General features: G+C 66.9%; 14 protein-coding genes and 1 pseudogene. 7 read left to right on the top strand and 8 right to left on the bottom strand.

Annotated elements, in window-relative coordinates; all coding sequences use genetic code 11:
• Window positions 1-2: 2 nt before the first annotated feature.
• The 4 genes from NMQ03_RS19980 to NMQ03_RS19965 all read right to left on the bottom strand — a co-directional run bounded on the left by NMQ03_RS19980 (window position 3) and on the right by NMQ03_RS19965 (window position 3,769).
• Window positions 3-995: a sulfite oxidase gene (locus tag NMQ03_RS19980; protein WP_255173653.1), complete on the bottom strand. Its 993-nt coding sequence runs from the start codon at window positions 993-995 to the stop codon at window positions 3-5.
• 209 nt (window positions 996-1,204) lie between these two features.
• Window positions 1,205-2,074, bottom strand: a complete 870-nt coding sequence (locus tag NMQ03_RS19975; protein ID WP_255173652.1) for an NmrA family NAD(P)-binding protein — start codon at window positions 2,072-2,074, stop codon at window positions 1,205-1,207.
• A complete protein-coding gene (locus tag NMQ03_RS19970; protein ID WP_255173651.1) occupies window positions 2,075-3,079 on the bottom strand; it encodes an aldo/keto reductase family protein in 1,005 nt (334 codons plus the stop codon).
• A gap of 39 nt (window positions 3,080-3,118) precedes the next feature.
• Window positions 3,119-3,769: a hypothetical protein gene (locus NMQ03_RS19965; RefSeq protein ID WP_255173650.1), complete on the bottom strand. Its 651-nt coding sequence runs from the start codon at window positions 3,767-3,769 to the stop codon at window positions 3,119-3,121.
• Window positions 3,770-3,968: 199 nt separating this feature from the next.
• Between NMQ03_RS19965 and NMQ03_RS19960 the strand changes: the two genes are divergently transcribed.
• Window positions 3,969-4,337, top strand: a complete 369-nt coding sequence (locus NMQ03_RS19960) for a YchJ family protein (RefSeq protein ID WP_255175680.1) — start codon at window positions 3,969-3,971, stop codon at window positions 4,335-4,337.
• Here the strand turns inward: NMQ03_RS19960 and NMQ03_RS19955 are convergent, their stop codons facing one another.
• The 3 genes from NMQ03_RS19955 to NMQ03_RS19945 all read right to left on the bottom strand — a co-directional run bounded on the left by NMQ03_RS19955 (window position 4,338) and on the right by NMQ03_RS19945 (window position 7,615).
• Complete coding sequence (locus NMQ03_RS19955) at window positions 4,338-5,186, bottom strand: TIGR04086 family membrane protein (RefSeq protein WP_255173649.1); 849 nt, start codon at window positions 5,184-5,186, stop codon at window positions 4,338-4,340.
• A 64-nt stretch (window positions 5,187-5,250) separates the two neighbouring features.
• On the bottom strand, window positions 5,251-7,251 hold the full coding sequence (locus NMQ03_RS19950; protein ID WP_255173648.1) for an acyl-CoA dehydrogenase family protein: 2,001 nt from the start codon (window positions 7,249-7,251) through the stop codon (window positions 5,251-5,253).
• A 61-nt stretch (window positions 7,252-7,312) separates the two neighbouring features.
• On the bottom strand, window positions 7,313-7,615 hold the full coding sequence (locus tag NMQ03_RS19945) for a hypothetical protein (RefSeq protein ID WP_255173647.1): 303 nt from the start codon (window positions 7,613-7,615) through the stop codon (window positions 7,313-7,315).
• 259 nt (window positions 7,616-7,874) lie between these two features.
• Between NMQ03_RS19945 and NMQ03_RS19940 the strand changes: the two genes are divergently transcribed.
• The 4 genes and pseudogenes from NMQ03_RS19940 to NMQ03_RS19925 all read left to right on the top strand — a co-directional run bounded on the left by NMQ03_RS19940 (window position 7,875) and on the right by NMQ03_RS19925 (window position 14,576).
• Window positions 7,875-9,332 carry a DUF3375 family protein gene (locus tag NMQ03_RS19940; RefSeq protein ID WP_255173646.1) on the top strand — a complete coding sequence of 486 codons (1,458 nt, stop codon included), beginning with the start codon at window positions 7,875-7,877 and terminating at the stop codon, window positions 9,330-9,332.
• Window positions 9,325-10,278: a DUF4194 domain-containing protein gene (locus NMQ03_RS19935; protein WP_255173645.1), complete on the top strand. Its 954-nt coding sequence runs from the start codon at window positions 9,325-9,327 to the stop codon at window positions 10,276-10,278. Before NMQ03_RS19940 ends, NMQ03_RS19935 begins: the two co-directional genes overlap by 8 nt.
• Window positions 10,275-13,731, top strand: a pseudogene (locus NMQ03_RS19930) (ATP-binding protein). Before NMQ03_RS19935 ends, NMQ03_RS19930 begins: the two are co-directional and overlap by 4 nt.
• A gap of 353 nt (window positions 13,732-14,084) precedes the next feature.
• Entirely contained in the window at window positions 14,085-14,576 is a 492-nt protein-coding gene (locus NMQ03_RS19925; RefSeq protein WP_255173644.1) for a hypothetical protein, read from the top strand.
• 66 nt (window positions 14,577-14,642) lie between these two features.
• Here NMQ03_RS19925 and NMQ03_RS19920 read toward each other — a convergent pair whose 3' ends face one another.
• Entirely contained in the window at window positions 14,643-15,137 is a 495-nt protein-coding gene (locus NMQ03_RS19920; protein WP_255173643.1) for an FBP domain-containing protein, read from the bottom strand.
• Between the two features lie 359 nt (window positions 15,138-15,496).
• On the opposite strand from NMQ03_RS19920, the gene NMQ03_RS19915 reads away from it, so the two are divergent.
• Both NMQ03_RS19915 and NMQ03_RS19910 read left to right on the top strand, forming a co-directional pair.
• Window positions 15,497-16,585: an iron-siderophore ABC transporter substrate-binding protein gene (locus NMQ03_RS19915; RefSeq protein ID WP_255173642.1), complete on the top strand. Its 1,089-nt coding sequence runs from the start codon at window positions 15,497-15,499 to the stop codon at window positions 16,583-16,585.
• A gap of 64 nt (window positions 16,586-16,649) precedes the next feature.
• Window positions 16,650-17,678: an iron ABC transporter permease gene (locus NMQ03_RS19910; protein ID WP_255175679.1), complete on the top strand. Its 1,029-nt coding sequence runs from the start codon at window positions 16,650-16,652 to the stop codon at window positions 17,676-17,678.
• Window positions 17,679-17,693 lie beyond the last annotated feature (15 nt).

The following is a 17,693-nucleotide window of genomic DNA, read 5'->3' as shown; positions in this document are numbered from 1 at the left end:
CTTCATTCCACCGTCACGTTGACCCGCTGCACCACGTTGTTGCCCATTCCCTGGTAGTTCCAGTTCTGCTCCAGCGGCTGGGTGGCACCGGTAATGTCCGTGGCGCGGCAGGCCAGGACGTGTTCGCCCGGGTCCGCGACCCAGGGCAGGCTCCACCTCCGCCACGCGAAACCACCTGCAGGCTTATCCAGGTGGGCTGGCAACCAGGTGCCGTCAATCCCCACCTCGACAGCGGTCACGGCACCTTCCCCGGACCATGCCCGGCCCTCCAGCATCACCGGGCCCGCACGGAGGAAACGCCGCCGGGTGAAGAAGTCCGGGACACCGGGCGGGACCATCAACGAACGCACCCTGATCCGCGAAACCGGGCTCCCGCCGTCGTCCGCGGAGCTCTGGTAGCGGTAGGCAACCTGTTGCTGGAACCCGGTGAACGGCGCCCTGGCCACCTCGATGGACTCCAGCCACTTGACGCTGGCCATCCCGTACCAGCCCGGGACCACCAGCCGCAGCGGGTAACCATGCTGCGGCGGCAGAACGGCTCCGTTCATTTTGTAGGCAAGGACGACGTCGGGACGCAGGGCCTCGCGAATCGGCAGGCTGCGTGCGTAGCGCTGGGGGACGCCGCCCTGCACCCCGGCATCGGCCCCGGTGAACACCACCTCCGCCGCGTCCGGCAGCACACCGGCCTTGCCCAGGAGATAGGCAAGCGGCACACCGGTCCACTGTGCGGTCCCCACCGCCTCCAGGACCCAGGGTTGGCTGAGGGGCCGCGGCTCAAGGAGCGACCTGCCATTGCCCGCGCACTCAAGGGTGACGGGCACAGTGATGGCCGGGTCGCGGCGAAGCGCGGCCATGCTCAGCTCAAGGGCACGTTCCACCGCACCGCCGATCCGCAGGTGCCAGGAGGAAACGTCCAGGTCGGGAATGTCGAAGTGCGTGAGGACGTAATGGAGTCCGGGCGGCGTGACCTCGCGGCGCAGTGCCTCCAGCGGCATGGAATGGTTGCGGGCGGCGAGCTGCAGTTCCTCCTGGGTGAGCGGGCCGGAGGAAGGCTCTGCAGCCGGCGCCGGAGCGTGTGCTTACTCCTGCCGGGTGGACTGTTGGTTGCTGGGATTCATGGCGGTGCGATTCTGCTCGGCGGACTAAAGGCCCCCCGCCACAGGTCTACGCCGGGCCAACCCGCCCGTCAATGAAATTAACCGGGCTACAGCACCGGCCGGGTCAGGAACTCGGCCAGGCTGATGGGGTCCTGCCCGGTCAGTCCATGCACATCCGGCGAAAGCCCTGCCATCTCGCCCGCCGCCATCGCCGTATAGGTGCTGACCCACGCGTCCAGCTGCCACTGCGGGGCGCCGTAGGAAGCCCGGGACGCGTAGGCTTCCTCCACCGTCTCCGGCTGGTAGCGCACCGTCCGCCCCGTGCCGGCGCTCAGCACCTCGGCGGCCTGCGCCATGCTCAGTTCCTCCGGGCCGGTCAGGTGGTAGGTCTTGCCCTTGTGGATGGCAGGATCCCGCAGCACGGCGTGGGCGCTGCGGGCAACGTCCTCCCGGGCTACCCCGGAGAAAACGCCATCCCCGGCAGGACCCCGGATCACGCCGTCGTCGCCGGTCATCAACGGCAGGAAGTCGAGGTAAAAGTTGTCGCGCAGGAAGGTGTACGCCATCCCGGACGCCTTGATCCGCTCCTCCGTGGCGTAGTGGTCCCTGGCCAGGGTGAAGGTGGCATCCGGTGCCGCCCCGTAGAAGGAGGTGTACACCACGTGCTCCACCTCGGCAGCCGCAGCAGCGTCCACGAATGCGTAGTGCTGCTGCAGCCGGTCTTCGGCCTCGGCGGCGGACACCATGAACAGGACTTTCGCGCCGTCCAGCGCCTGGCGGGAGGCGGCGCCGTCCCCGTAGGAACACACCACCGGATGCGCATCATCCAGCTGCGGGGCTCGTGCGGCGTCGCGCACCAGCAGGCGCTGGGCGAAACCGGACGCGGCAAGTTGCCGTGCCACCATTCCGCCCAGGCCTCCGGTGGATCCGGTGACAGCGAGGTCCGGCAGGTCCGGCAGTTCCGTCGGGGACGCCACTTAGGCTTCCCGGGTGGCCGGCGACTTGGTCTGTGCGGGGTCGCGTTCGGCGAGGCCACCGACGGCGTCGTCGATCCGCTTGAGGACCTCCGCCTCCAGCTTCACGCCGGCCGCGCCCACGCTGTCGGCAATCTGCTCGGGACGGGAGGCGCCCACGATGGCGGACGCCACGTTGGGGTTCTGCAGCACCCATGCCACAGCGAGCTGCGGCATGGTGAGCCCGGCTTCCTGGGCAATCGGCTTCAGTTCCTGCACGGCTGCCAGGACGTCGTCGCGCATCCACCGCTGGATCATTTTGGCGCCGCCCTTTTCATCCGTGGCGCGGCTGCCTTCGGGGGCGGGCTGGCCGGGCAAATACTTGCCGCTGAGGACACCCTGGGCCATGGGCGACCAGACAATCTGGGACACGCCCAGCTCTTCCGACGCCGGGACCACCTCGGCCTCGATCACGCGCCAGAGCATGGAGTACTGCGGCTGGTTGGAGATGAGCTGGAAGCCCAGTTCCCTGGACAGCCTGTGGCCCTCGCGGAGCTGTTCCGCGGTCCATTCACTCACGCCGATGTACAGCGCCTTGCCCTGCCGGACGATGTCCGCGAACGCCTGCATGGTTTCTTCCAGCGGTGTTTCGAAGTCGTAGCGGTGGGCCTGGTAGAGGTCCACGTAGTCGGTCTGCAGCCGGCGCAGCGAACCGTTGATGGATTCCATGATGTGCTTGCGGGACAGGCCAAGATCGTTCTTGCCCTTGGGGCCGGTGGGGCCAAAAACCTTGGTGAATATTTCCAGGGACTCGCGGCGCTCATCCTTCAGGGCCTGGCCCAGGACGGTTTCCGCGGCCGTGTTGGCGTAGACGTCCGCCGTGTCGAAGGTGCTGATGCCGGCATCGAGGGCCGCGCGCACGCACTGGGTTGCGACGTCGTTTTCCACCTGGGAGCCGTGGGTCAGCCAGTTGCCGAACGTAATTTCCGAGACTTTGAAGCCGCTGTTTCCGAGGTATCTGAATTCCATGTGTTCACGCTAACCCACATGGTTGCCCGAGGTAAGGGCTTAGCCATTCTCCTTGGCCTGCTCCTTGAGCACCTGCTGCGGGCTTACCAGGGAAACGAGGGACCCGGTGTCCAGCGGCGGCATCGGATGCAGCGGCTGGGGCTTCTTGAAGGACCGCGGCATCTCGTGCGGCGGCCGGTGGTTGTGCAGGGCGGATTCCACCAGCGGTGCTACCTCGGAGACCTTGTCCGCAGGCACGGCCGGATCCGGAAGATCCCGCACGGACAGTTTGATTTCCGGCGCAGCCGCGCGCGCCCTGGCCTGGGCGCGCTTGTCAGCCTCCGCCACAGCGGAGGCCCAGTCTTCGGCGAGGACCTGCGGTTCAGGGCGGGCTGCGGCAAGTTTCGGATGGCGTACGACGGCGGTGCGCAGCGAGTCTTTCAGGCGGTCCGGCTTCAGCGCGGCGGCACGTTCCCGGAACGTCATCCGGGGGTGCACCTGCTGGGCGGGTGTGCTTACGAAACCGGCGGAATCCCGTTTGCCTGGCGCCCGCCCGAGCAGCGTCATCAGCACGACGGCCGTGAGGCGCCCCAAACCCGCGAGGACCAGGGTAATAACTCCGAGCAGGAAGAGGACCAGGAACATCAGGAGAGCCACGCCCATCGTGCCCAGGAAGGTCAGGTTGAGGACGAGGGTGTCCGGGTTCTCCACGTCTTCTCCTCTCTGGCCAACATCCACATCCTGGGCCTGCGTCCGGCGCACAGGGCCGGGCGCAAAGTTCCTTCTCCACCATACGGATTTTTGTCCGGCCGTGCCCGGGTGGGCAGGGCGCGGTGCCAGGTTGTAGCGAAGCTGTTACCCGATGTGACAGCATCGCCGGGTGACCGCATCAATAGATTCCGCAAACTGCATATGTCTGTCCGGAGATCCCTACGCGGCGTGCTGTGGCCGGTTCCATTCCGGCAGGGCGGAGGCCGCAACGGCGGAACAGCTGATGCGGTCCCGGTACAGCGCCTTTGCCTTGCTGGACGAGGCCTACCTGCTGCGCACACACCATCCGTCCACCGCGCCGGCAGCCCTGGACCTGGACCCTGCCATGGAATGGCGCCGCCTGGACATCGTGGCCACCGGGAACGGCGGCCCCTTCGACGCGGAAGGGACCGTGGAATTCAAGGCGTTCTACCGGCACGGCAAGGAGCGCGGCGTCCTTCATGAGAACAGCCGGTTCGTCCGGGAGGGCGGACACTGGCTGTACGTGGACGGCGACATCCTCGCCTGACTACTCCTCGTCGTCGTAAAACTCGCTGTCCGGGGTGAACCCGGCACGGTCAACCTTCCGGTGGAACCGCATGCCCGCCAGGCCACCCAGCACCGCACCCACGAGGGCCACCACGGCAACGACGACCGCGGCGATGATGCTGGTGGTGGTGAGCTGTCCCTCATTGATCGGGATGCGCGGAAAGCTGTTCAGGTTGGCCAGGACGTTGAACTGCTGCCCCGCCACGAGTCCCAGCACGGCCACCACGATGGCCGCGATCAACGCCCACACCCACACCATGAGCCCCTGCTTGGCGCCGTTGAAGCGCGCCATCCGGCCTGCCACGTAGCCGCCGCAGTAATAGGAGAGGAACAGGATCACCAGTAGAACAATGATTCCCACCAGTCCAACGGTGCCGCTGTTCTGCGCCGCCTGGTTCACGGCCTGGTTGACGTCCGTGTTGCTGGCAAGGCCCACGGCGGTCCCGGCTGCTGCCACCAGTGCGGTCAGCAGGACGGCCATGCCGGTGGCGGTCAGCCAGCCAAAGAAGGCAGAGCCAACCTTGATGCCCCCGAACCGCTCCTTCTGGCGCGCCACGGCGGTTTCCCGGTTTGCCAGCGTTGGGTCCGCCACGGGCGCCACCCCAGGTGTCGCCGTAGTCGGGGCGGGTTCATACGTCCGCTCCGCCGTCGGCGCCACGTAGTCCCGGTCCACGTCCCGGTCGCGGTCCCTTGGGCGAACCGGTGCCTGGTCCATCGAACGCGTGGCGGCATCATCCGCGGCTGCTTCCCGGTGGCTTCCGCCCCGGGTGGTTTCATCCTCCCGGGCACGGCGGGGAGGCAGGTTCTCTGGGTCCGTTGAGCTGCTCATGGCTCAACTCAACCACCCGCCCCGGGTGATAGCAAGCGTGCTTACTATTTTGTGACCTGCGGTTTTACCGGTACTTCCGGTGAAGGTCCTCTTTGGCGGAAGGTCCCGGGGAAGCATCTGCGATCCAGGGACCGGTGCCTTCGGACTGGTCCAGGACCCCCACTTCCAGCCATTCATAATCGCCGGCGAGGACCTTGCGCGTCAGTGTTTGGTCGGCGTCGTCCGTGTTGCGCCACAGCTGGTCGAAGTATTCGTCCACGCGCACCCTCGCCTGCTCGCAATAAGCGTCGGCGAGCTCATAGGCGCCGGCGGCCTTGTCAGGGGAGGTCTTGAGGAGCATCTCGGCCCGGGAACAGCACGCTGTCATGGCAAACAGTTCCGCGCCGATGTCCACGACGCGGCCCAGGAACGCCTGCTTGCGTTCGAGCTTGGCCTGCCACCGGCCCATGCCGTAGAAGGTTTGCCGCGCCAGCCGCCGCGACGAGCGTTCAACGAAGCGAAGGTGTCTGGCCAGCCTGCCGAACTCACCATACGAGCGGGGGTCCATGCCGGCCCCCGCCACCAGCTTGGGCAGCCACTTGGCGTAGAAGCCGGAAGCGCCGACGGCGGCCTTTGCCTTGTCGGCCAGGCTCGCATCCAGGGAGGCAAGATCGCCCGCGGCGGCAAGGTGCGCGTCCACGGCTTCCCGTGCAATCAGCAGCCGCATGATTTCGGAGGAACCTTCGAAGATCCTGTTGATGCGGAGGTCCCGCAGCTGTTGCTCCGCCGGCACTGCACGTTCCCCGCGGGCGGCCAGTGACTCGGCCGTTTCGAATCCCCGCCCGCCCCGGATCTGGACCAGCTCGTCGGCGATCCGGCAGCTGATCTCCGTGGCCCAAAGCTTTGCGAGCGCCGCTTCGATGCGGACGTCCTTCTGCCCGGCATCGGCAAGTTCGGCGGACAGTTCAAATACGGCGTCCAGGGCAAAGGCCGAGGCCGCGATGAAGGCAATTTTCTTGCCCACGGCCTCGTGTTCGCCCACGGGTCTGCCCCACTGGGTGCGCGCATTGGACCATTCCCGGGCGATTTTCAGGCTCCATCGCCCGGACGCCACGCACAGCGCGGGCAGCGCAAGGCGGCCGGTGTTGAGCGTGGTGAGCGCGATCTTCAGGCCCTGGCCCTCGCGGCCCAGCCGGTTGGCGGCGGGCACCCGGACCTGGTGGAAGCGGGTCACGCCGTTCTCGATGCCGCGCAGGCCCATGAACGCGTTGCGGTTCTCCACCGTGATGCCGGGAGAATCCATCTCCACCACGAAGGCGCTGATACCGCCCTTGTGCCGGGTGCCGTCAGGATCGGTGTGCGCCGGGACCACCGCCATGACCACCACCAGTTCGGCGATTACGCCGTTGGTGGTCCAAAGTTTCACGCCGTCCAAAAGGTACGCGTCGCCGTCGTCCGTTGGCGTTGCGGTGCTGCCCAGGCGGGCAGGGTCGCTCCCCACGTCCGGTTCGGTGAGGAGGAAGGCCGTGACGGCGCCTGCGGCACACCGCGGCAGGTACTCGCGCTTCTGTTCGGGCGTGCCGAAGACTTTGACGGGCTCCGGCACGCCGATGGACTGGTGGGCGGAGATGAGGGCACCAAGGCTGGGGTGCACGCTGCCCAGCAGGGCGAGGGCCCGGCCGTAGTACACCAGGGAGAGGCCCAGCCCCCCGTACTCCTCCGGGATCTTCATCCCGAAGACACCCAGGTCCGCCAGGCCCTTGATGTACTCGTCCGGAATCTTCGCATCCCGTTCGATGACGCGGCCGGACATGGTTTTTGCGAACTCGGTGAGGCGGGACATGAACGCCTCGCCCCGGTCCACGGAGGCGGGGTCCGCGGCGGGCCACGGGTGGACCAGGTCCAGGTCGAAATTGCCCAGATAGAGGCCCTTGGCGAAGCTGGGGCGGTCCCAGCCTGTTTCCCGGGCGGCCTCGGCGACGGCCCGGGCATCTTCGGCGGTAGCACCGGCGCCGATGTTTCCGGCGGGGACGGGGGTTTCTTCAGCCGGGGCGTCTTTGGCCTGGCTGTCAGTTGCGGAGGTCATGGGTTATCTCCTTGGCCGGATTGGCCGGTGTAGCCATGGATCCGCCGGGTTGGAGAACCCTTCAGCTGTCCCTCAAGATTACCCGCGGGTAGGTTCCGGTGCTAGGGGATGGCTGGGGCTGGAAATCGCCGGGAAGCTCGACGGCCGAGGCGCGGTGGACCAGCCTGTCCCAGGCGGAGTTGATTCCGTGGACCACCGCCATCAGGGTATTGGCCACCACCATCCAGGTGAGCTTCCCTGCCCCCAGCACTACCAGGGCAACCAGCCCGGCCGTGAGGACGAAGGCGGCCAATAATGCACCAAATACCAGTGTCCCAATGAAGACCAAAGTTGACGTTTCCACTGAGCTTAGATCGAACTGCATGAATCCCCCTGCTGCGACGTTGCTGTGCATAAGACTGCGGTGGCGAAGACCAGTAGCAGAAGCGTAGGGGGACGGATGCCTCCCCAGCCAGTGCTGGATGGGGCTGATGTGACTGTTGATACGGGATTGAAACACTACCCGCAGGTAGGTCACGAAGCGGTCGCGGCGGCCTGCGTTAACCTTGTAGTTGGCAGTTTTCCGGTCCGTCCACTTCGGGCACCCCCTGCCCAGCCCCCGCCCACCAGCCCAAGGAGAGTGTGTGCCCCGCTCCGCCAGGTCATCCGCTGACGCCATCAGCGCCCGGCTCCGGGACCTCGAACTCCTCACCAAGGGGCCTGCCTGGGCCCTGACCCGTTCGGCGCCGTGGGTGATTGCGGTGCTCCAGGCTTCCTTCACCCGCACCCGGCCGCAGGTTCCGCTCGAGGAATTCCATGCCGACGTCGACTCCTTCCTTGAGGAGCTCCGCCGCCAGGATCCCGGGCTGGGGGGAGGGGCCAACGGAAAGGCTTTCGGCGACGAATGGACCCGGCGGCAGTTCCTGACCCGCCGCAACCAGTCAGGCCAGATCGTTTATGAGGCAACCGAGCCGGCAGCGCGCGTGCTCGCCTTCCTGGACAGCCTCTCCAGCGAACGTTCCACCCTGAACGGCTCCCGCCTGGGCACCCTGCTGGGCGACGTGGAGAAGCTCGCCAACGAAACGAACCCGGACCAGAGCGCCCGGCTTGAGGCCCTGGAAGAGGAAATCGAAGAGCGGCAGCAGCTCATCCAGGACATCAGTACGGGCGAGTTTGACGGCCTGCTGGATGACGATGAAGCGGTGGAGGCCGCCGGAAACATCCTGGACCTGGCGGCCAGCCTGCCCGCGGACTACAAGAAGATGCGTGACCGCATCGAGGAATTGGTGGGCGGCCTCCGCAACCAGATCATCGAGGAGTCCCTGACCAAGGGCGCCACCATGGCGCAGGTCCTGGAGGCCGACAAGCGGCTTCGGCAAAGTCCCGAGGGCAGGACGTTCCGGTCCTTCACGGCATTCCTGGAGGATCCGCAGCAGCAGCTGAGGTTCCGGTCGGCCATCGGCGAGGTGCTGAGCCGCCAGTTCGCCGACGACCTCTCGCCCGACGACCGGGAAACGTTGAAGAACCTGGTGGCCGAGCTCCGCCAGCAGCACAGCCAGATCCAGCGCATCTACGGCAAGCTCAGCGAAAGCCTCAACACCTACGTCCAGAGCGACGACTTCCGCCAGTCGGTCCGGCTGCGGCAGGTCCTGCGGGAAGCGGAGCAGGCCATCCGTTCCCTCCCGTACGAGCGGGAACGCCCCGGCCTGGTACCCGGGCCGGTCCTTTACAACGCCGGCTTCGAGTCCCTGTCCATGGTGAAGCTTTTCGATCCCGACGAGTTCGCGGCACCGCCCCGCCTGGCCGATCCCATCGCCTTCACGGACTCGGACCGAGTGCGCTCGCCGCGGACCGGCAAGGCCAAACCGGCGGTAGTCCGGGCGGCCATGGCAGGAGCTGCAACCCTTGCCGATGCCTGGCACCAGCTGCCGCCCGAAGAGCAGCACATCAACACCATCCGCGCCCTCCTCTCGGAAGCCCTGCACGCAGGGGCGGACTTCGACCGCCGCGCCTGGGATGGCCTGGACTTCGAACAGATAGACGGCTCCACCCGCAGGGCCTACCTGCCGGTGGTCACGCTCGCAAAGGATTCAGATGACTGAGGAAAGCACGACGCCGGTAGTTGAGTCCGCGGAAACCCCGGCTGGAGAACACCTGGATGAGTCGTTGGTTGAGCAGGTTGAAACCAGGACGGCACCGGGCGCTGGGTACCCCGGACCTGTTTCACCCCGCGACACCTTCGTCGACGGAGCCGCCTTGTTCCCCGGCGACACCGGAGTCCTGTCGATGAAGGTGCGGCAGGCCCTGGTGAAGCTCCTCAAGGGCCCCTACATTGACGGCGGCCGGGACGAAAAGCTCTGGACAGTGCTGCTGGACAACCAGGTGATCCTGCGCAGCCGCCTTTCCGAGCTGTTCCTGACCCTGCAGCTGGACCATGAGCGGAAAATCGCCGTCCTGCGCCCCGTGGATCCGGAGGTGATCGGCGGCAGCACCCGGTCCAGCATCCTGCGCCAGCAGCGCGCCCTCAGCCGGGTGGAAACCATCGTGCTGCTCCGGCTGCGCCTGCTGCTGGACCGGCACGTCACGGCCCAGACGGACCCCACCATCACCCGCGAGGAAATCACGGACCTGGTGGCGCACTACCAGCCCGCCGGCCAGCAGGACGCCCTCCGCGACTCCGACGTGGTCACCCGCGCCATCACCAAGCTCCTGGCCCGCCAGCTCCTGCTCCCCACCGGACTGGATGACGTCTACACCATCTCCAACGCCTTGCCCCTGGCCCTCCCGTTCGAAAACATCGGCGACATCCCGGCCCACATCGAGGCCCTGGTAGCAGCCTCGGCGGACCCCACAGGCACGGAAGCACTGTTGGAGTTTGACGCCCAAGGTGGGGACGAGAATGACGACGACGGCGCTGCCGCCCCGGGAGTGGCATCGGGCCTGTCGGAGCGGGGCGCATGGTCCGCGGGACCAATGCTGCCCGGCGAAGGGGCGGGGGCAGCAGCGCTGTCGTCGTTCCCAACCACAGCTAAGGAGGCAGGACAGTGACAATCGCGAGCATGCTTCCCTTGGGGGACGTGACCAACCCGGGACAGATGCGGCTTGCCTTGGTGCAGGTGGTCAACTGGGGGACGTTCCACGGCGCGCACACGATGCACGTGGACCGGAACGGCACCCTGCTGACGGGCAACTCCGGCGTGGGCAAGTCCACGCTCTTCGATGCGATGCTGCGGGTGTTCGATGCCCGGCCACGGTCCAACGAAGCCGCCGCGCAGCGTTCGGGTGCCGTGGAGGACAAGCGGACCACTTTCACGTACATGCGCGGCAAGGTGGGGGACAAGGCCGTGGGCGAGGGCTCGGCGAGCGCGTTCCAGCGCCCGGGTGCCACCTGGTCCGCCGTCGCCCTGACGTTCGATAACGCCGCCGGCACGCGGGTGACGGTCTCGGCGCTGTTCGACCTGCCCAAGAACGGCACCGAGTCCAGCGTCGGCCGGTTCTACCTGATCGACAACGTGCCCCTGGACCTTGAGGCGGTGGAGGGCATCGCGGACAAGCGCTTCACCAAGGGCGCGCTGGAGGCGCTCTTCCCGCACGCCCAGGTGTTCGACGTGCACAAGGCGTTCGCGGAGCGGTTCCGGCGCCTGCTGGGGATCAGCTCGGACCAGGCGCTGCCCCTGCTGCGCGTCATCCAGGCCGGCAAGGGCCTCGGCGGCAGCGTCAACACCTTCTTCCGCGACCAGGTCCTCGACGCGCCGGCAACGCTGGCCGCCGCTGACGATGTGGTGGAGGAGTTCAGCAACCTGATGTCGATCCGCCAGCGGCTCGAGGACGTCCGGCAGCAGCGGGACCAGCTGGCTCCGGTCCCGGGACTGAACCGGGAATACGCGCAGTCGCTGCTGGACGCGAACCGGCTCCGTGAGCTGGTGGGCGGGGAGTTCGAGGCGTACCGGCAGCAGCTGGCCGTCACGGTCCACCAGAAGACCCTGGTCCGTTTCCGCGAGCTGGCGCAGGCAAAGGCCAAGGAACTCGGCGCCGAGCGTGCGGTCCGGGACGGCCTGGCCAAGGAGCTGCGGCAGCTGGAAACCGACTACAACAACCAGGGCGGCAACGCGATCTCGGCCATCGAGCAGTCGCTGGAGAACGCCCGGGTTGGCCTGAAACTCAGGCAACAGGTGGAGGAGGCGGCCCAGCAGGCACTGGCCGACGCCGGCCTGCAGCTCGAGTGGAGCGCCGCCGGCTGGGAGCAGGCACACGAGCAGGCGGCGGTCCGGTCCGCCGAGCTGAAGGATGATTCGCAGGCCCTGCAGGAGCTGCGGTTCGAGGCGTTCGACGCGCACGCCACCCGGAAACGCGAACTGGCCGCGGCTGAGCAGGAACTCATCTCGCTGAAGACGCGCAAATCCCTGCTGCCGCCGTCGAGCATCGAAAACCGCGCCGCCATTGCCGCCGCAACCGGCATCCCCGAGGACCGCATGCCCTTCGCCGGTGAGCTCATGGACCTCGCCGACGGGGAGGAACGGTGGCGCCCCGCTGCCGAACGTGCGCTCCGCAACCTCGCCACCACCCTGCTGGTTCCCGGCGAGCACTTCGGCGCCGTGACCCGCTACCTCAATGACCACAACGTCCGCGGCGCGCTGCGGGCAGTGGATGTCTCCAAGCCGCTGGCCGGCGGTGCGCTCGCCGTGGAGGACGCGCGCGACGGCGACCTGCTCACCAAGCTGGACATCCTCGCCTCGGGTGCGGCTGCTGAGGCCGGCGAGTGGGTCCGCGAGCGGATCGCCCTGGACTTCGCCTACCCCTGCGTGGAGGATCCGGACGAACTGGCCGCCCTGGACAAGGGCCTCAGCCTGGGCGGCGTGGTCAAGCGCAACCGGCACACGGTGGAGAAGGATGACCGGTTCACCAGCCGCCAGGATTACGTCCTGGGCTTTGACAATGCGGCCAAGCTGGAGCTCGTGGCCGGGCAGGTGGAGGACCTCCGGCAGGACGTGGCCAAGGCCGCCGAACTGGCGCAGAGCCGGGAGGATTCGCACCAGGGCATGAGCCGGCAGCTTGACGCACTGCGCCGGATCGCGGAAGACGACCGTCCCTGGGAACAGGTGTCTGCCGCGGTGGCCGCCGATGAGCTGGCGCGGATCGAGCAGCGGCTCAAGGATGCCCTGGCGGCACAGGCGGACCTGGAACCGCTCCGCGCCACCATCGAGGAAGTCCGGCACAAGCACCAGTCCAGTACCGAGTCCGCAGCGGTCCTGCAAAGCGAATACAAGGCACTCGACCGCCAGCTGACGGCTGCCGACAGCCTGCTGGAAGCCGCGCGTGACCGCCTGGCCGAGGCGCCGCCGTCGGACGCCACCGTTAAAGCCCTGGAACCCTACTTCGCCGACTTCGGCGAGATCACGGAAATGCACGAGCTGGACAACCTGGCCAACCGGGTGCGGACCGCGCTGCTGGGTGAACTGCACACCGCGGAGTCGCGGGGGCAGTCGACGGCGGAGCGGCTTACCCGAATTTTCGAAGGCTTCGTGCGTGAGTGGGGCAGCGCCATCTCTGCTGACCACGGCACCAGCATCGGCGCGGCGAGCGAGTTCGAGGCGCGCTACCACGCGATCGTGAACGACGGCCTGCCCGCGCAGGAGGCGGAGTTCCGCCAGTTCTTCAACCAGCGCACGCACGAGTCCTTCAGCACCCTGCTGCACCTGCTGGACGAGGAACGCCGCTCCATCACCAGCCGCATACTGCCCCTGAACGGCATCCTGTCGCAGGTGAACTTCCACGAAGGCAGCTACCTGGAGCTGGACATCAAACAGACACTGCCGCCCACGGCCAAGCAGTTCAAGGACGCCATCCAGAACGCGCTGAAGGCCCGGCACAGCCGCCAAAACGGAGGCCGCCCGGGCGGAGGGATCCGGCGCTGAGGGGGACGACGACGGCGAGCTCACCGCCCGCTACAAATCCCTGGAGACGCTGGTGAAGCGGCTTGGCTCCCAGGCGCCCGAGGACCGAAGATGGCGGGCCGAGGTGCTGGACGTGCGCGGGCACCTGTTCATCCAGTGCAAGGAGCACCGGGAAGTCACCGGTCCGCGTGGCGGCAAGAAGACCGAGGTGTTCATGCACGCCGACACCGGGTCCATGTCCGGCGGCGAGCGGCAACGGTTCACCGCGTTCATCATGGCCGCGGCCCTGAGCTACCAGTTGGGCATCGCCGAGCAGGGCTTCACCACCTACGGCACCGTGATGATGGACGAGGCCTTTGTGCTCGCGTCCGAGGAGTTCGCCGGCGCCGGGATCAAGGCACTGCACGAATTCGGTTTCCAGCTGCTGCTGGCCGCGCCTGAAAACGTGATCGACCTGTCCCGGCACCTGGGCTCCGTCACCGAAATCCTCCGGGACCGGCGCACCAACCGCTCCGGTGTCCTCACCGCGCCGGTGATCCGTCCCCGGGCCGGCGAGGAGGGCGTGTGGCGGTCGGAGGCGAACCCGGTGGATATCGTCCTGCGGTAACCGGACACCGCGGAATATCCGCTGAATAACAAATTGGTGGATTTATTGTCCCGGCAGTGGTGGCCGGTGTTTTCGTTGTGCCAATCTGGGATAACCAACCACACCTCGCCTGAATAAATCCCATAGGTACTGCGGGATGCTGGGTCCGCGCTGTTCCACGAGAGAACAATGGCGTCCTCTTGAAAGGCATTCCCATGCGCCTCCCGCAGCGCGCCGTGCTTCTCCTCACCGCAGCCGTGCTTTGCGTTGCTGGCTGCTCGACCAGTGGCGGCGTGGCGGCTAATTCCGCCGGCCCGGCTACAGCAACCGCAACGGCAACGCCCCCGCCGGCAATCCAGTCACCAGCGGCGCCAGTGACTTTCACCTTCCCCGATGACCGGCTTTCCTTCACCCACCCGGCAGGCTGGCGTGTGGAGCACGACCAGGTTTCCACATCACCCTCGGTGGAAACAGCCACCGTGCTGGATGATGCCGGCAAGCAGCAGATCAACATCTACTACAGCCAGGTTGGCGACGCCGGGGCCGGACCAGCCGCGAGGTTTCTCCTGGAGGTGGACCCCGTGCCGGGCCTGGTGGGCCGGACCGTTCCCACGCCCCATTCGTCGTTCTATGTTGATCATGTCAACGGAGCGGTCCAGTACCGCATGGGGCTCACTGCGGGACTTCCCGTATCACCTGACGGCAAGATCCAGGCCGCCCCCATCATGCTTGGCGACCGCATCCTGGCCGCAGACGTGCTGTTCACCGGAGAGCCGTTCGCCAACGATGACGCGGCGAAGGCCTGGTACTGGGGCGCCGAAGGCCAGACGCTGAAGGCGGTGCTGATGAGCTTCTCCTACCGCTGACCGGCAGGCGGGGAAGTCCCGTTCACGGCCGTAACGGAACTTCCCCCGCCTGCTTCTCCTGACGTTCTACTTGGCCTGAACGCGCGCAAGGAACAGCGCCGTGCGGTCCTGCAGGCCCTTGATCTGGCGTTCCACCACGGCGGCGGGATCGGGATTGATCTCATTGACGGGCGGCTCCCTGCGGACGTTGCCGCAGCAGACGAAGTCGGCGCAGATCAGGGTGCCGACGGTATTGCCGTTCCGCCCGGACTGGCCTGCCCGCTTGGCGACCCACAACAACACGTCCTCGTTGGACAACACATCCCGGCAGAGCTCACACAGCACCGACCGGTTCTTTTTGGCCCCTCCCTCGGGTGCCCGGAGCATGATGCCGGTGAGGCCCTTTTGTCCCGGGACCACGAGGTAGCCGCGCAGCGGCATCTTTTCATCCCGCCAGCCGAGGAACTCCAGGCTGTCCCAGTCGAGGGAGTCGAAGTTTTTGGGCAGGGTCAGCTTTGCGGCTTCCGAGCGGCTGGCATTGATGAAGGATGAGCGGATCTGCTGGGACGTGACTGATTGCATGGCTGAAACTTTCGTGAAGGGTGGGCGTCCCGGAGCCGGGCCGAGGGATAACGGGGGAGTCAGTCAGTCTCCGCGGTGCAGGCCAGAGCGGCCACCCCGCTCTCCACGGCAGCGGCGGCCCAGTTGGCCCTCTGCGTGCGCATCGTTCCCGTTGTCCTTTTCGTGTTCAGCCGTCCGGTGTCTCTGGAGCCGGACCAGCAAGGGCCATCCTGCCAAACGATGCGGGTCCTGTCCAAGCAGCCAACCGCAGAATGTGGGTTTCGTCACGTTGATGGATTAGGTGATAAAAGTGTTGCGTAATGGTGATTTATATAGGTTAGCCTTACTTAAGTTTTGATCAGCCCGATTCAAGGAGCCCCGTGACGTTCCCCCTCTTTCCCGGCCCGGCGCCCACCCGCCGCACGCTGTTTTCCTCGGCCGTTAAGGACGGCACAGTGCTGGCCGCGGCGGCCCTCACGCTGTCTGCGTGCAGCACAGGTCCTGCCACCACCGTTGCGGATACCGGCAGCTCCAGCAGCAGCACCGCGTTCCCCGTCACCATCGAGCACGTGTACGGCAGTACCACCATCGAGAAGCAGCCCACCCGGGTTGCCACCGTCTCCTGGGTAAACGACGACGTCGCCATCGCGCTTGGCGTGGTTCCGGTTGGCGTCCCCAGGAACGAGTGGGGCGGCAATGACAAGGGCTCCACCCCCTGGAAGGATGCCGCGCTTGAAAAGCTGGGCGCGGGCTTCGGTTCCGAAAAGGCCCCGGTGCAGTACTCCGAGGCGGACGGCGTCAACTTCACGGAGATCGCCAAGCTCAACCCGGACGTGATCCTTGCTGCCTATTCCGGCCTCACGGAAGAGGACTACAAGAAACTCAGCGAAATCGCCCCCGTCGTGGCCCACCCCGAGGTGGCCTATGGAACGTCCTGGCAGGACTCCACCACCATCATCGGCAAGGCCCTGGGCAAGGAAGCCGAAGCCACCAAACTGGTTTCCGACACCGAGTCGATGGTCAAGGACAAGGTGGCCCAGTACCCGCAGATTCAAGGCAAGAGCTTCATCTACGGCAACCTGGAACCCGCCAAGGGCGACGGCGTAAACGTCTACACCGCCAACGACAACCGCCCCCGCTTCCTCAGCGAAATCGGTATGACCCTGGCCCCGGTAGTGGCGGACAACTCCAAGGGCTCCAAGGAGTTCTACATTCCGTGGTCCGCCGAGAAGGCCAATGAACTGCAGTCGGACATCTTCGTCACCTGGGTTCCCGATGCCTCCACCACCGACGCCATCAAGGCGGACCCGCTGCTCGGCCAGATCCCGGCCATCAAGAATGGTGCCCTGGTGGCCGATTCGGACAACACCCTGACCCTTTCCATCTCGGCATCGTCGCCGCTGAGCCTGCCCTGGTCCGTGGACACGTTCCTGCCGCAGCTGGCTAAAGCAGCGGATGCAGTGAAGTAGGCACCCTTTGATGAGTACGACGACGGCGCGTCCGGCAGCGGACAACGGCACCCAGGTGCAGGCCATGGCAGTCCCCGGCACCCTCCGCGGTGATGCTCCGGGTAGGAGGCGGCCCGCCTGGCTGCTGGCCGCCGTCGTCGTGCTGGTGCTCCTGGCCGGCACATCGCTGGCCGTGGGCGCCCGTGATGTTCCCCTCGGCACTGTGTGGCAGGCGCTCACAGCGTTCGATCCCGCAAACGGGGACCACGCAGTGGTGCAGGCCCGCATCCCGCGGACCGTCCTGGGCCTGCTGGCCGGCGGTGCGTTGGGCCTTGCCGGTGCGGCGATGCAGGGTGTTGCCCATAATCCGCTGGCCGATCCCGGCATCATTGGAGTCAACGCCGGAGCTGCCCTGGCGGTGGTTACGGGCATTTACGTCTTCGGCGTGACCACCTTCTCCGGCTACATCTGGTTCGCGTTCACGGGGGCCGCCTCGGCGGCCGTCGTGGTGTACCTCATCGCCTCGCTGGGCCGGGAGGGCGCCACGCCGGTGAAGCTCGCGCTGGCGGGAGCCGCATTGAGTGCCGGGCTGGCATCGCTCATGAATGTCATCCTGGTCTCCAGCCAGGACACCCTTGACCGGTTCCGCTTTTGGCAGGTGGGCGGCATCGCGGGCCGCGACTGGTCGGTGCTCCTACCGGGTTTGCCGTTCCTGGCGGCCGGTGCGCTGGTCGTGCTGCTGGCCGGGCGGACCCTCAACAGCCTTGCCCTGGGGGACGACGTTGCCCGCGGACTGGGCCAACGGGTGGGCATGTCCCGCGCTGTGGCGGCCCTGGGGGTGGTCCTGCTGTGCGGCACGGCCACCGCGCTGGCGGGGCCCATCGGTTTCGTTGGCCTGGTGGTGCCGCACGCCGTCCGCTTCCTCACCGGCCCGGACTACCGCTGGATCCTGCCGTTGTCCCTGGTGGCCGCCCCGGCGCTGCTGCTGGGCGCGGACATCGTTGGCCGGGTGGTGCTGCTTCCCGGTGAAATCCCGGCGGGCATCATGACCGCCCTGATCGGCGCCCCCGTGTTCGTGTGGTTGGTCCGCCGCGGGAAAGGGGCAGGCCTGTGACCGGCGTTGCGCTAT

The sequence above is a fragment of the Arthrobacter sp. DNA4 genome (genome assembly GCF_024362385.1).
GTDB lineage: Bacteria > Actinomycetota > Actinomycetes > Actinomycetales > Micrococcaceae > Arthrobacter.
Note: the sequence above shows the minus strand (reverse complement) of the source record. Positions and strands in the feature narration are given on the sequence as shown.

What these genes read in the sequence shown, in the direction of transcription:
- NMQ03_RS19980 (WP_255173653.1), bottom strand. Translation starts at nt 995, where the DNA reads ATGCCGCTGGAGGCACTGCGCCGCGAGGTCACGCCGCCCGGACTCCAT.
- NMQ03_RS19970 (WP_255173651.1), bottom strand. Translation starts at nt 3,079, where the DNA reads ATGGAATTCAGATACCTCGGAAACAGCGGCTTCAAAGTCTCGGAAATT.
- NMQ03_RS19955 (WP_255173649.1), bottom strand. Translation starts at nt 5,186, where the DNA reads ATGAGCAGCTCAACGGACCCAGAGAACCTGCCTCCCCGCCGTGCCCGG.
- NMQ03_RS19950 (WP_255173648.1), bottom strand. Translation starts at nt 7,251, where the DNA reads ATGACCTCCGCAACTGACAGCCAGGCCAAAGACGCCCCGGCTGAAGAA.
- NMQ03_RS19945 (WP_255173647.1), bottom strand. Translation starts at nt 7,615, where the DNA reads ATGCAGTTCGATCTAAGCTCAGTGGAAACGTCAACTTTGGTCTTCATT.
- NMQ03_RS19935 (WP_255173645.1), top strand. Translation starts at nt 9,325, where the DNA reads ATGACTGAGGAAAGCACGACGCCGGTAGTTGAGTCCGCGGAAACCCCG.
- NMQ03_RS19920 (WP_255173643.1), bottom strand. Translation starts at nt 15,137, where the DNA reads ATGCAATCAGTCACGTCCCAGCAGATCCGCTCATCCTTCATCAATGCC.
- NMQ03_RS19910 (WP_255175679.1), top strand. Translation starts at nt 16,650, where the DNA reads ATGGCAGTCCCCGGCACCCTCCGCGGTGATGCTCCGGGTAGGAGGCGG.